Raw genomic sequence first — 13,482 nt, 5'->3', positions numbered from 1 at the left:
ACTCGCTTATTATTTTGTTTTTTATTTTAAGTTAAGGAAAAAATATGAAAAGAACATACCAACCACATAAAACTCCTAAAAAAAGAACTCACGGCTTTCGTGTGCGTATGAAAAGCAAAAATGGTCGTAAAGTGATCAATGCTAGACGCGCTAAAGGTAGAAAAAGATTAGCGGTATAAAAGATTTTCTAAGTATTAATGACTTAGGGGAGTTTGCAACAATTTACAAAGAAGGTAAAAAATGGCACTGCAAAGGTGTGATCATCTTTTACTCTTTAAGCGAAGAAAAAAAATTCGCCGTTGTTGCTAGTAAAAAAGTTGGAAAAGCTGTTATAAGAAATAGAGCCAAAAGGCTCTTAAGATCAGCTTTTTTTCAGGTTAAAAATCAAGTTGAAAACGGAAAATACATACTTGTAGCTAAAACAAGTATTAGTGAAATTCCTTTTTTAAAATTAGAAAAAAACTTGAAATGGGGTTTGAAAAAAATAGGATGTATAAAATAGCTTGTCTAAAACTTATCAGATTTTATCAACTCTTTATCAGTCCTTTTAAACCACAATGCTGTAGGTATTACCCAAGTTGCTCTGAATATGCCTTGTGGCAATTTAAAAAAAATAATATTTTTAAAGCATTTAGTGCAGTTTTTTTAAGAATTTTAAAATGCAATCCGTTTTTTAAAGGTGGTATTGATTATCCTAAAATACGCAAGAATAATCTAAACTCAGGTATATGTTTTAAACCTAGTTTTAATGCTTTAAAACAACTCAATTATCTTTACATCCCTTGCAACGATAATCAATTTTTTTTAATTAAGATTATATTTCCAAAGGACAATCCGTGTCAGAAAATTTATCTCAACAAAAACGCATATTAATTGCCGTTGTATTATCATTTTTATTTTTTGTAGTTTATGATTATTTTTTTATCCCCAAAACTTCACAAACTGAGCAAAATATCACCCAAATAGAGCAAAACAACTCAGCTCCGCAAAGCACCACAAATACAAATACTCAAGCTCCAAAAACAGAACTTGGTGTTAATCAAAAAGAGAAAATAGCAATTGTTAAAAGTGAGCATTTTGAAGCACATATTGACTCTTTAGGTAGAATAGTTAAATTTTATCTAAGTGATGAAAAATATAAAGATGAAAATGGTAAAAGTGTTAATTTAGTAGATACTTCTTTATCACCTTTACCATTAGAAATAAGATTTAGTGATACAAAAATCAATCAAGAAGCATTTAATACACCATACACCACAAGTCAAAAAACTATCAATGTAGGCGATGAAAATACAACCTTGATACTTACTCAAAATTTAAATGATTTAGTAGTAACTAAAAAGATCACTTTCCATAAATATGGAAACTATGATTTAGAAGTTAATCTAAGCAAAGACGCAGCTTATTTTATCACTCCAGGTTATCGTCCAAATATAGCAGTTGATAGCTATACAGTGCATGGAGTTTTAATCTTAGATAAAGATGATAAAATCACAATGTTAGAAGATGGCGATGTAGAAAATGATGAAAGTTTTTCTAATGTAACCCTTATGGCAGCTTCAGATCGCTATTATAGTGCTTTCTTTTATAATTTTGAAAAACCACTCAATGCCGTAGTTACTAAAGATAATCATGAAAATTCTATCGTTTTTGCAAGTGCAACAAATACTTTTAAAGCAAGTGGTTATATTGGCTCAAAAGAGCATGAAATTTTAAGAAGTATTCATGCAGATTTAGATGATGTTGTAGAATATGGTTGGTTTACTTTTATAGCTAAGCCTATGTTTGAATTTTTAAATTTCTTACATGGCTACATGGACAATTGGGGTTGGGCTATTGTAGTGATGACTTTAATTGTACGTATTATTCTTTTCCCACTTACTTATAAATCAATGATTTCTATGAATAAACTCAAAGATTTAGCACCTAAAATGAAAGAAATCAGAGAGCGCTATAAAGGTGATCCGCAAAAAATGAATTTACACATGATGGAACTTTATAAAAAACATGGTGCAAATCCTATGAGCGGATGTTTGCCAATACTTATTCAAATTCCAATTTTCTTTGCAATTTATAGAGTTTTACTAAATGCTATAGAGCTAAAAGCTGCACCTTGGGCTTTTTGGATTACAGATTTATCTGTAATGGATCCATGGTTTATTTTACCTATATTTATGGGTCTAACTATGTTTATCCAACAACTTATCACACCAATGGCCATACAAGATCCTATGCAAGAAAAGATTATGAAATTTTTACCATTAATTTTCACTTTCTTCTTCTTAACCTTCCCAGCAGGTTTAACTTTATATTGGTGTGTAAATAATATATGCTCACTTATTCAACAAGTGATTGTGAATAAACTTTTCAAAAACCACAAAAAAGAGGAAATAGCTAAACATGAACATAGAAGCTAAAGACTTACAAACCGCACTCATAGAAGCCTCAAAACAACTTGAGTGCTCTGTGATCGATCTGGAATATGAAGTTATTCAACATGCAAAAGCAGGATTTTTTGGCTTGTTTAGAAAAAATGCTATTATTTGCATTAAAGGGTATAAAAAAATCCAAAAAGCCCATCAAGAAAGATCTAAAAAATTCCAAAATGAGAAATTTAACAAGCATTCGCAAAAAAACCTTGATAAAAATGAATCAAAGAGAGAATACAAAGAAAATTTTCAAAAATCAATTGAAGATATTACTCAACCTAAAGAGCACTATAAAGTAAAAAATGATGCCATTTTTGATTCATTTCATAAAGAATCCTCAGAAGAAAGAAATATCGCTTCCTATATTGATGAGATAAAAATTTCACTAGAAAAGCTACTAGCAACTTTTGATTTTGACATCAAAGTTATACAAGTTAGCATTTGGGATGAAAATTGCGTACTAATAAAACTTGATGGTGAAGATGCGGCTTTACTTATAGGCAAAGAAGCTCATAGATATAAGGCTTTTTCTTATTTGCTTTATAACTGGCTTAGCGCTAAATACAAAATTCAACCAAGACTAGAAATTGCTCAATTTTTAGAAAATCAAACCCAAGCTATAGAAAATTATTTAAAAATTCTTATAGAAAAAGTAGAAAGTACAGGAAGAGTTCAAACAAAGCCTTTAGATGGAATTTGGCTAAAACTTGCTTTAGAAAAATTAAGAGAACGCTTTCCAGATAAATATGTCGCCATCAAGCAAAACGATGATCAAAGATACATCGTTGTAAATAATTTTTTGAAGAAAAATGAATGAATGATGCTATAGCTGCTATTGCTACAGCCCATGGAGTGGGCTCTATAAGTATTATTAGAGTAAGTGGAGATAAAGCTTTAGAGCTTGCATTAAAAATTACTCGTAAAAAAGAACTAAAACCTCGCTATGCGCACTTATGCAAATTATACAAAAACAACAATGATTTTTTAGATGAAGCTTTGGTGATTTATTTCAAAGCACCTTTTTCTTTTACGGGAGAAGATATAGTAGAATTTCAACTCCATGGAGGCTTTTCTTTGAGTGAAATTTTACTTGATGAGCTTATTTTAGCAGGTGCACGCCTTGCTAACCCTGGTGAATTTAGTAAAAGAGCTTGTTTAAATGGCAAGATGGATCTTTTAAAAGCTTTAAGCATACAAGATGCCATCATGTCAAAATCAGCAAGCGCTGCAAATATCATAGCAAAAAACATTAAAGGTGATTTAAGTAAATTTTTAAATACCATTAGAATGGATCTTGTTCAAACCCTTGCTTTTGTAGAAACAAGCATTGATTATGCAGATGATGATTTACCACAAGATTTACTTGATCAAATCATTGTCATGTGTGAAAAAAACTCAAAACTTTTACGTGATACAGTAGATATTTCTTTAAGTAAAAAAGGACTTATAGAAGGCTTTAAAGTTGCTATTATCGGTAAGCCAAATGCGGGAAAAAGCTCCTTGTTAAATTCACTTTTAGCATTTGATAGAGCCATTGTTTCTAATATTGCAGGCACCACAAGAGATCGTATTGAGGAAAGTTTAAAAATAGGCTCACATTTAATCAAAATCATCGACACAGCAGGTATAAGAAATGCAGATGATGAGATAGAAAAAATCGGAGTTAACTTAAGCTATGAAAGTATTAAAGAAGCAGATATTATCATAGCTGTTTTTGATGGATCTAAAGAATTTGAAGAAGAAGATGAGCGTATTTTACAAGCTTTAAAAGATTGTGATAAAAAAATCATTTATGTTTTAAACAAAAGTGATCTAGCCACCAAATTTAAACATGAAATTAGCACTTCTTGTATACGCATTTGCGCCCAAGAAAACACCCAAGCTATTAAGGAAAGTTTAAATGAATACTTAAATACTTTAGATGGCGATGGAATGCTAATTAGTAATACTTTAATACTCAATGCTTGTAAAAATGCCAGCGAAGCCATTTTACGTGCAAGAGATTTATTAAAAGAAAGTTCGTTGGAGCTTTTTGCCTTTGAATTAAATTTAGCCATAGGAGAGATAGCCCAATTTACAAAAGATTTTGAAAGAGATGAAATTTTAGATGCTATGTTTAGTAATTTTTGTTTAGGAAAATAAAAAGGAGAGAAAATGGATAAAGAAATTATAAAACAACACAAAATTAGCGACGAGGAATATCAAGAAATTTTAAATATATTAGGTAGAGAGCCTAATTTGCTAGAGCTTGGAGTAATTTCTGCTATGTGGAGCGAGCATTGCTCATACAAATCAAGTAAAAAATACCTCAATGGCTTTCCGACCAAAGCTCCTTGGGTTATCCAAGGACCTGGTGAAAATGCTGGAGTAATCGATATAGGCAAAGGAATGGCTGCTGTATTTAAAGTAGAAAGCCACAATCACCCAAGTTTTATAGAACCATTTGCAGGTGCTGCAACCGGTGTAGGTGGAATTTTACGTGATGTTTTTACTATGGGCGCAAGAGTAGTTGCTGGCATGAATTCTTTAAAATTTGGCAACATTCATGATGAAAAAATAGGTAAACACCAAAAATACCTAGTTAAAGGTGTTGTAAGTGGAATTTCGCACTATGGTAATTGCATGGGTGTGCCTACCATAGGTGGAGAGTGTGCTTTTGATGAATGTTTCAATGGAAACATCTTAGTAAATGCTTTTGCACTTGGAACTTGTAAAATTGAAGATATTTTTTATGCAAAAGCTGAAGGTATAGGAAATCCTGTTATTTACGTAGGCTCAAAAACCGGTCGCGATGGACTTGGTGGAGCTGTAATGGCAAGTGATAGCTTTAATGAATCTAGCAAAAGCTTAAGACCAACTGTGCAAATTGGAGATCCATTTGCTGAAAAACTACTAATGGAAGCTTGCTTAGAGCTTTTTAAAACAGATTATATTGTAGGTATTCAAGATATGGGTGCAGCCGGACTTACCTCGAGTTCTTTTGAAATGGCAGGACGTAGTGGTAGCGGAATGAAGCTTTATCTTGATAAAACCCCTATGAGAGAAGAAGGCATGACTCCTTATGAGTTAATGTTAAGTGAATCACAAGAAAGAATGCTAATTTGCGCTAAAAAAGGCTATGAAGAAAAAGTAATCAAAATTTTCAATAAATGGGGGCTTAATGCAGCCATTATAGGTGAAGTTACCGATACTGGTAAAATGGAACTATTTTGGCATGATGAATTAGTTGGTTTAATCCCTATTGAGCCACTAAGCGAAAAAGCACCTATGCTTGATAGACCTGTAGCTAAGCCAGCATATTTAGATGAAATAAAAAACTATCAATTTAAACTCAATATTTCCACCCAAGAAGCATTCGAAAAACTCCTTGCAAATGAAAATGTAAACAACAAAGCTTATATTTACGAACAATTTGATTCAAGCGTGCAAACCAATACTTTAAAAAGCGATGGAGCTTTAGGAGCAAACAGTATTCGAATCAAAGAAAACAATTGCTTACTTTCTATGGCAATTGAATGCAACTCAAGATTAAACTATGTTGATCCAAAAATAGGCGCAGCAGCAGCTGTTGCAAGTGCAGGTAGAAAAATAGCATGCTCGGGTGCTAGACCATTAGCGATTAGTGACTGTTTAAACTATGGTAATCCACAAAATCCTGAGGTAATGTGGCAGTTTGCTCAAGGCTGCGAAGGTATCAAGCTAGCTTGCAAAGAACTCAACACTCCTGTGGTAAGTGGTAATGTTTCCTTATACAATGAAACCGATGGAGTGAGTATTTTTCCAAGTCCAACCATCACATGCGTTGGGGTCAATGAAAGCGCAGAAAATGTTTTAAAATCATATTTTAGCAAAAATACGCAAGCCATTTATTTACTTGGAGAAAGCAAAGGTGCTTTTGGTGGATCTTTAGTTGCTAAAGTTTTAGATCAAAAAGTTGCAGGAGAACTTGAAAATATAGATTTTAACGCGGAATTAAAACTATGGGATTTGATACTAAAAGCCAATGAAGCAAAATTACTTGACTGTGCGAATAGTATAGGTATCGGTGGTCTTGCCATCACTCTAGCAAAAATGAGCGCAAAGGCAAATTTAGGCATTGAAGCAAAAACTAATTTTGAAGATAAAAGTTTTATTTTTGAAGAAAGCCCAACAAGAGTTATAGTAGGTGTTAAAGATGAAGAAAAATTTATTAAATTTGTAAATGAAATGGGAATTAAATTTACAAAACTTGGAAATTTAAATGAAAAAGATTTCATTTTAGATGAAATTAAGATATCTTTAGTAAAACTACAAGCAATTTATTTTGATAAATTTAATGAATATTTAGGGTAAAAATGCTTTTTGTTTTATTAATATTAGCAATTTTGGCATTTTATTGGTATTATAAAACATGGGGAAAAGATGATCTTTTGGGTTCTTTTAAAAAAGGAGCCAAAAGCTTTTCTCAAGGCTTTAAGCAAGGCTACCATGAAGAAAGAATTGACGGTTTTAAAAGAAGACTAAACTACTATGTTATAGCACTTTTAGCAAAAATCGCAAAAAGCGATGGTAGGGTGAGTGAAAACGAAGCTAATATGATTTCACAAATTCTTGATTATAATGCTAAAGATTCAAAAGAAAGAGAATTTTTAAAACAGTGCTTCAACGAACACAAAAACACCTTAAATAATACTTACGAAGTAGCCAAAGAACTTATCAAAGAAGTGCCTTTACCACAGCAAGAACGAATTAATATTTTTAATGTTTTAGTTGCAATGGCTTTAATAGATGGAGAAGTCAATCATGCAAAAAAAGAAGTTTTAATGTCTATCATACGAGCTTTTGGACTAGATGCAAATTTACTCGATAAATTCTTAAATTCCATGAAAACTCAAAATTCAAACATGAATTTACAAAAAGCATGTAAAATTTTAGGAGTAAATGAAAATATAACATTACAAGAACTAAAAAAACGTTATAGAGAACTTGCTAAAAAATACCATCCTGATATTTTAAATGCTAATCACAGCGATGAAGCTAAAATAAAAGAAGGTGTAAAAAAATTTCAAGAAGTTAACGAATCTTATGAATTTTTAAAACAATACATAGAAAGGAAAAACTAAATGAAAGCACTCATTAGTGTAAGCGACAAAGAAGATGTTGTAGAATTTGCAAGCGAACTTGCAAAGCTAGGTTTTGAACTTTTATCTACTGGTGGCACATATAAACTTTTAAAAGAAAATAACCTACAAGTGCAAGAAGTAAGTGATTTTACTCAAAGTCCAGAAATGTTTGAAGGGCGTGTAAAAACCTTACATCCAAAAATTCATGGTGGGATTTTATATAAAAGAGAAGATGAAAATCATCAAAAACAAGCCAAAGAACATCACATCGAAAGCATTGATTTACTGTGCGTAAATTTATATCCTTTTAAAAAAACAACCATTATGACACAAGATTTTGATGAGATTGTTGAAAATATTGACATTGGTGGCCCAGCAATGATACGCAGTGGTGCAAAAAACTTTAAAAATGTCATTGTTGTTTGTGATATTTTAGATTATGATAAAATCATTCAAGCTTTAAAAGAAAATACCTTAGATCTTGATTTTAGAAGATCTTTAATGATCAAAGCATACGAGCATACTGCAAATTATGATGCGTATATAGCAAACTACATGAATGAGTGCTTCAATGGCGGCTTTGGGGCAAGTAAATTTATCGTAGGACAGAAAGTTTTTGATACAAAATACGGAGAAAATCCTCATCAAAAAGGTGCTTTATATGAATTTGATGACTTTTTCACACATAATTTTACAACCTTAAAAGGCGAAGCAAGCTTTAATAACCTAACTGATATCAATGCAGCTTTAAACTTAGCAAGTGCTTTTGATAAAGCCCCTGCGGTGGCGATTGTAAAACACGCCAATGCCTGCGGTTTTGCTATAAAAGAAAATCTACTTCAAAGTTACATCCACGCATTAAAATGTGACACTCTAAGTGCTTATGGTGGAGTTGTTGCGATCAATGGAACCTTAGATAAAGAATTAGCACAAAAAATTAATGAAATTTATATCGAAGTAATCATTGCTGCAAATGTAGATGATGAAGCATTGGAAGTATTTAAAGACAAAAAACGCATTAAAATTTTCACACAAAAAGCACCATTTTTAACCAGAGCTTACGACAAATACGACTTCAAACATATTGATGGTGGCTTCGTATATCAAGATAGTGATGAAGTTAAAGAAGATGAGCTAAAAAATGCCGTTTTAAAAAGCGAAAGAAAAGCGAGCGAAGAAGAATTAAAAGACCTTGAAATAGCTATGAAAATTGCCGCATTCACCAAGTCAAACAATGTAGTATATGTAAAAAATGGCGCTATGATAGCTATTGGCATGGGTATGACAAGTCGTATTGATGCGGCTAAAGCAGCTATTAGCAAGGCAAAAGAAATGGGGCTTGATTTACAAGGTTGTGTTTTAGCAAGTGAAGCATTTTTTCCTTTTAGAGATAGCATTGATGAGGCTAGCAAAATCGGAGTAAAAGCCATTATCGAGCCAGGTGGAAGCATAAGAGATGAGGATATTATCCAAGCAGCTAATGAATATGGTATTGCATTATATTTTAGCGGTGTAAGACACTTTTTACATTAAAAAAGGGAGATTAAAATGTTTAAAAGCATCGGCGCAAAGATATCTTTAGCAATGATTTCTACATTGCTTATTAGTTTTATTATTATGCAAATTATTTTGCAAAATGACTCTCAGCAAACAACCGATAGAATCAGTCGCGCTAATTTAGATACTCTAAGTGCTTCTGTTTTTCAAACATTAAGAATGGCGATGAACCTAGGCGATCCTACCATCATAGAACAAGCTATTAAAGAAGCTGGAGAGATTGAAGGTATTAAAGACATCAAAATTTATCCCTCACAAAGCACCATTGAACTTTTTGAAATGCAAAAATTTACAAAAAGCGATGATAAACTCATCAACGAACAATTTAGCAAACCTCAAGTTAGAGCAGTTGAAATCAACAATGAACAAGGGCATTATTTAAGATTAATACGTCCATTAATTGCTAATGAAAACTGCTTAGCTTGTCATGCTAATGCTAAAGAAGGTGATGTTTTGGGTGTTATGGATATGTACAATGACTTAAAACATATTGATGATGATCTAACAGACTCTGCAAGAACTTATATTGTAATCTTTAGTGTAGCTTTACTTTTTACTGTTTTTGCTGTGCTTTATATTTTAAAAATTGTTGTGGGCAACCCTGTTTTAGACCTTTTAAAACATGCTAAAGAACTAGCTGGTGGAGATGGGGATTTACGTGCAAGAATTAGCGTAAAAAGCACTGATGAGATAGGCAAAGCTTGTGTTTATATTAATCAATTTATCGAAAAAATTCAAAATACCGTTATTTCTACCAATGAAAGCTCTCAAATGGTAGATAAGCAATCAAAACTTCTAAATACCAACGCACTTGATCTAGCCAATAGAACTAAAGAAGGTCACACTAAAACAGATGAATCTTACCAATTAAGTGAACAAATTCACACAGAATTACAAGATTTAGCTGTGCTTTCAAATAATGCAAACAAAGCAAATACAAAATCATTCGAAGTATTAAATGCTATGCTTGATTCACTAGGTCAGGTAGTGGATAAAGTGAGAGTTGTTGCAGAAAATGAAGATGTTTTATCCCAAAAAGTAGAAATTATGGAAAAACAAGCAGAGGAAATCAAAAAAGCCTCTGAAATGATGGGAGAAATTGCTGATAAAACCAATCTTTTATCTCTAAATGCAGGCATTGAAGCAGCACGCGCGGGAGAGTTTGGGCGTGGATTTTCAGTAATTGCTGAAGATGTGCGAAATCTTGCTCAAAACTCGGAAGAATTTTTGAAAAATATTGCTATAGTAACCAAGCAACTAGTAGATAGCATCAATGAAGTTTCTAAAGAATTAAAACATAATGCAAAAGAAATTAATTCACTAAATCAAGATGCAAAAGATCTAGTAGAAGGAACCAATGAAGTAAAAGTTTGCAATGAGAATGCAAGAGATTTAGCTAATGCGTGTATGCAAAAAATTTCAAGTACACAAGAGACTTTGCAATCTTTACTAGATAAAATGCAAGAAACCGTCAAACTCAGTGATAAAAACGAAGAAATTTCAAAAATTTTACTTGATGTTGCACATGAGTTAAATATAGTCTGTCAAAATTTAGAAGATGAATTAAAACATTTCAATGTATAAAATAAAGGAGTATAAAAATGAAAAAATTACTAGCATTTGGCGCTGCAAGCGTAGCTATTTTTAGTGGGTGCTCGGTGGCGAATTTAAGTGTTGATGATTTACAAAATAAAGAATTTACTATCAGTTCTTATGAAGCTAATGGAAAAACTTTTGAATCCAATACAATAAAAACTAGCATTAGCTTTGATAATAAAGACAAAAGAGTATTTGGAGTGTCAGGGTGTAATAGATTTTTTGGAAACTATAAAGATCAAGGAGATAGCATTAAAATAGAAGACAATCTTGCCTCTACTAAAATGCTTTGTGATCAAGAATCTATGAAATTTGAAGATAATTTCTTGAGATATTTTAATGGAGATTTTCAAATCACTAGCGATGATAATGGTATCATACTAGAAAATAAGAAAATGAAAGTATATTTAAAATAAGCCTTTTTGGGCTTATTTTAAATGCTCTAATATATCCTCACAAACCTTTCTAGGTTCTTTTGCTTTATAAATAGGTCTTCCTACTACAATAAAATCTGAAAGATTTTCTTTCGCACATTGGATATCAGCCACTCTTTTTTGATCATCTGAATTTTCTTTAAAAGGGCGAATTCCAGGCGTCAAGGTGATAAATTTTGAATCTGTGTTTTCTTTTATTAGCAAGCTTTCATACACCGAACACACCATACCATCAAGACCACTTTCATAGCTTATTTTAGAAAATTCTTTCACCGCTTGTTTAATATCTTGGCGATATAAGCTAAAAAATTCTTGCTCATCAAAGCTAGTTAAAGCAGATACAGCAAGCACTAAAGGTCTTTTGCTTAAAGCATTTAAACGCTCCATAATCATACACATAACACTTTTACCTGCGCTTGCATGGATATTAAACATATCCACATCAAACCTAGCAAGCTCTTCACAAGCATCGGCCATAGTATTTGGAATATCATAAAGCTTTAAGTCTAAAAAAATTTTAAAATCATCTATTTTTTTAATCGCCTCTAAAAGCTTTACACCATCTCTTAAATAAGACCTAAGCCCTACTTTTATCCATATATCTAAACCCTTTAATTCTTTAGCCAAATGAAGGCAATCATCATAACTTGCCACATCAAAAGCCACACAAAGCTTCATTGTTTTTCCTTGTTGATTTTATCTAATACTCCATTGATAAATTTAGGAGCATTATCACCTGCCATTTCCTTAGCAAGCTCTATAGCTTCGTTAATGATAATCGCTTTTTGAGTAGAAGTAAATAAAATCTCATAAGCACCTAAACGCAAAATAGCTTTTTCTATATTAGCCACCCCATCTAATTTATGCTCTTTTAAACATTCATTGATTTTTTCATCAAGAAAAGCAAGCTGCTCATTGATACCGTTGTATAAATCTAATGTAAATTTTCTTTGATCGTTGCGAATTTTTTTCTCATCTAAAAATTCATTGATAAAGTCTTTATTTTCCTGATTAAGCTGTGCTGCATAAAGCAAGGAAACGATACTTTGTCTTACTTGATGTCTAGTAGCCATTTTAAGCCTTAATTTTTTGAATTAAATTAAGCATTTCAACTACGGTAAGCATAGCTTCAAAGCCCTTATTTCCTGCCTTACTACCTGCTCTTTCTATAGCTTGTTCTAAAGTATCAGTTGTTAAAACTCCAAAACTTACAGGCACATTCGCCCCAAGTCCTACACTTGCGATCCCTTTAGTTGTTTCAGCTGCAACATAATCAAAATGCGGAGTGCTGCCACGTATTACCGCTCCAACACAACAAATTCCATCAAATTTTTTACTCTCTATAGCTTGTTTTAATGCAAAAGGAATTTCAAAAGCACCGGGCACTAAAATAAGATTTAAATTTTCTTCTTTACCCCCATGTCTTAAAAAAGCATCTTTAGCACCTTCAACCAAACGATCGGTAATGATGTGGTTAAATCTTGCATTAATGATTGCGATTTTCTCATCACCTTTTAAACTTAAGTTTCCTTCTATTATCTTCATATGTTTCCTTTTTAAATGATTTCTTGAATTTTTAAAAGCGTATCAACGCAATTTTTAAGTCTTGAAAGATCAAGCATATTTGGACCATCACACAAAGCCTCACAAGGATTAATATGCGTTTCAAAGAAAAATCCATCTACACCAACACTAGCAGCGGCTCTTGCTAAAGGTTCAACAAATTCACTCTTGCCACCACTGCTTCCTCCATTTGCCCCTGGCATTTGGACACTATGGGTAGCATCAAAAATAACTGGAGCGTATTTTCTCATAATAACCAAACTTCGCATATCTACCACTAAATTCCCATAACCAAAACTCGAACCTCTTTCAGCTACAAAAACTCCATTTTCTTTAGCTATTTCAAAACCTTCTTCGTTAATACCTCTAGTTTGTAAAATTTTAGCTACACTGTATTTAATATCATCAGGATTTAAAAATTGTCCTTTTTTTACATTAACTTTTGCTTTTGTTTTAGCAGCTGCCACTAAAAGGTCGGTTTGTCTGCACAAAAACGCAGGGATTTGCAAAACATCTACAACCTCAGCCGCAATGCTTGCTTGAGAACTTTCATGAATATCGGTGAGAATTTGCATACCAAATTTATCTTTTACTTTTTGCAAAACCTCCAGACCCTTTTCAATGCCTGGTCCTCTGAAGCTATTAATACTTGTGCGATTTGCCTTGTCAAAGCTTGATTTAAAATAAAAATCAATTCTATCATCTTTTAAAAAGCATTCTAGTTCTTGTGCAACCTTAAAAACAAGCTCTTCGCTTTCTATCACACAAGGACCTGCAATTAATATCATTTTTTTCATCTAT

At 32.3% G+C, this 13,482-nt stretch carries 15 protein-coding genes; 11 read left to right on the top strand and 4 right to left on the bottom strand.

The window, feature by feature from the left end; all coding sequences use genetic code 11:
- Positions 1–44 precede the first annotated feature (44 nt).
- The 11 genes from rpmH to CSUB8523_RS02830 are packed head-to-tail and all read left to right on the top strand — an operon-like array spanning position 45 to position 11,100.
- Positions 45–179: a 50S ribosomal protein L34 gene (rpmH, locus tag CSUB8523_RS02880; RefSeq protein ID WP_012661270.1), complete on the top strand. Its 135-nt coding sequence runs from the start codon at positions 45–47 to the stop codon at positions 177–179.
- Positions 176–502, top strand: coding sequence for a ribonuclease P protein component (rnpA, locus tag CSUB8523_RS02875; protein ID WP_043019550.1), 327 nt, complete (start codon positions 176–178; stop codon positions 500–502). The genes rpmH and rnpA overlap by 4 nt, the downstream gene beginning before the upstream one ends.
- Positions 490–873 carry a membrane protein insertion efficiency factor YidD gene (gene yidD, locus CSUB8523_RS02870; protein ID WP_039628166.1) on the top strand — a complete coding sequence of 128 codons (384 nt, stop codon included), beginning with the start codon at positions 490–492 and terminating at the stop codon, positions 871–873. The genes rnpA and yidD overlap by 13 nt, the downstream gene beginning before the upstream one ends.
- The gene (yidC, locus tag CSUB8523_RS02865) at positions 837–2,417 is read left to right on the top strand and encodes a membrane protein insertase YidC (RefSeq protein ID WP_043019549.1); all 1,581 of its coding nucleotides are present in this window, start codon (positions 837–839) and stop codon (positions 2,415–2,417) included. The genes yidD and yidC overlap by 37 nt, the downstream gene beginning before the upstream one ends.
- Positions 2,401–3,246: a Jag N-terminal domain-containing protein gene (locus CSUB8523_RS02860; RefSeq protein WP_043019548.1), complete on the top strand. Its 846-nt coding sequence runs from the start codon at positions 2,401–2,403 to the stop codon at positions 3,244–3,246. The genes yidC and CSUB8523_RS02860 overlap by 17 nt, the downstream gene beginning before the upstream one ends.
- Positions 3,243–4,571 (top strand): tRNA uridine-5-carboxymethylaminomethyl(34) synthesis GTPase MnmE, encoded by a 1,329-nt coding sequence (gene mnmE, locus CSUB8523_RS02855; protein WP_043019547.1) that lies wholly within the window; start codon positions 3,243–3,245, stop codon positions 4,569–4,571. The genes CSUB8523_RS02860 and mnmE overlap by 4 nt, the downstream gene beginning before the upstream one ends.
- Positions 4,572–4,583: 12 nt before the next feature.
- Complete coding sequence (gene purL, locus CSUB8523_RS02850; RefSeq protein ID WP_043019546.1) at positions 4,584–6,761, top strand: phosphoribosylformylglycinamidine synthase subunit PurL; 2,178 nt, start codon at positions 4,584–4,586, stop codon at positions 6,759–6,761.
- Positions 6,762–6,763: 2 nt separating this feature from the next.
- The gene (locus tag CSUB8523_RS02845) at positions 6,764–7,531 is read left to right on the top strand and encodes a Dna-J like membrane chaperone protein (RefSeq protein WP_043019545.1); all 768 of its coding nucleotides are present in this window, start codon (positions 6,764–6,766) and stop codon (positions 7,529–7,531) included.
- Positions 7,532–9,064 carry a bifunctional phosphoribosylaminoimidazolecarboxamide formyltransferase/IMP cyclohydrolase gene (gene purH, locus CSUB8523_RS02840; protein ID WP_039663219.1) on the top strand — a complete coding sequence of 511 codons (1,533 nt, stop codon included), beginning with the start codon at positions 7,532–7,534 and terminating at the stop codon, positions 9,062–9,064. It abuts the gene before it with no gap.
- A gap of 15 nt (positions 9,065–9,079) precedes the next feature.
- Positions 9,080–10,672 (top strand): MCP-domain signal transduction protein, encoded by a 1,593-nt coding sequence (locus CSUB8523_RS02835; RefSeq protein WP_043019544.1) that lies wholly within the window; start codon positions 9,080–9,082, stop codon positions 10,670–10,672.
- A gap of 17 nt (positions 10,673–10,689) precedes the next feature.
- Positions 10,690–11,100 (top strand): META domain-containing protein, encoded by a 411-nt coding sequence (locus CSUB8523_RS02830; RefSeq protein ID WP_043019543.1) that lies wholly within the window; start codon positions 10,690–10,692, stop codon positions 11,098–11,100.
- 12 nt (positions 11,101–11,112) lie between these two features.
- Here the strand turns inward: CSUB8523_RS02830 and pyrF are convergent, their stop codons facing one another.
- The 4 genes from pyrF to kdsA are packed head-to-tail and all read right to left on the bottom strand — an operon-like array spanning position 11,113 to position 13,478.
- The gene (gene pyrF, locus CSUB8523_RS02825; RefSeq protein ID WP_043019542.1) at positions 11,113–11,796 is read right to left on the bottom strand and encodes an orotidine-5'-phosphate decarboxylase; all 684 of its coding nucleotides are present in this window, start codon (positions 11,794–11,796) and stop codon (positions 11,113–11,115) included.
- Positions 11,793–12,191, bottom strand: coding sequence for a transcription antitermination factor NusB (gene nusB / locus CSUB8523_RS02820; RefSeq protein WP_043019541.1), 399 nt, complete (start codon positions 12,189–12,191; stop codon positions 11,793–11,795). Before nusB ends, pyrF begins: the two co-directional genes overlap by 4 nt.
- A gap of 1 nt (position 12,192) precedes the next feature.
- Positions 12,193–12,663, bottom strand: a complete 471-nt coding sequence (gene ribH / locus CSUB8523_RS02815) for a 6,7-dimethyl-8-ribityllumazine synthase (protein ID WP_043019540.1) — start codon at positions 12,661–12,663, stop codon at positions 12,193–12,195.
- An 11-nt stretch (positions 12,664–12,674) separates the two neighbouring features.
- Positions 12,675–13,478: a 3-deoxy-8-phosphooctulonate synthase gene (kdsA, locus tag CSUB8523_RS02810; RefSeq protein WP_043019539.1), complete on the bottom strand. Its 804-nt coding sequence runs from the start codon at positions 13,476–13,478 to the stop codon at positions 12,675–12,677.
- Between the last annotated feature and the right edge of the window lie 4 nt (positions 13,479–13,482).

Source organism: Campylobacter subantarcticus LMG 24377, assembly GCF_000816305.1.
In the GTDB taxonomy this organism is placed as follows: Bacteria; Campylobacterota; Campylobacteria; order Campylobacterales; family Campylobacteraceae; genus Campylobacter_D; species Campylobacter_D subantarcticus.
This window is presented reverse-complemented; position numbering and strand designations above follow the sequence as displayed.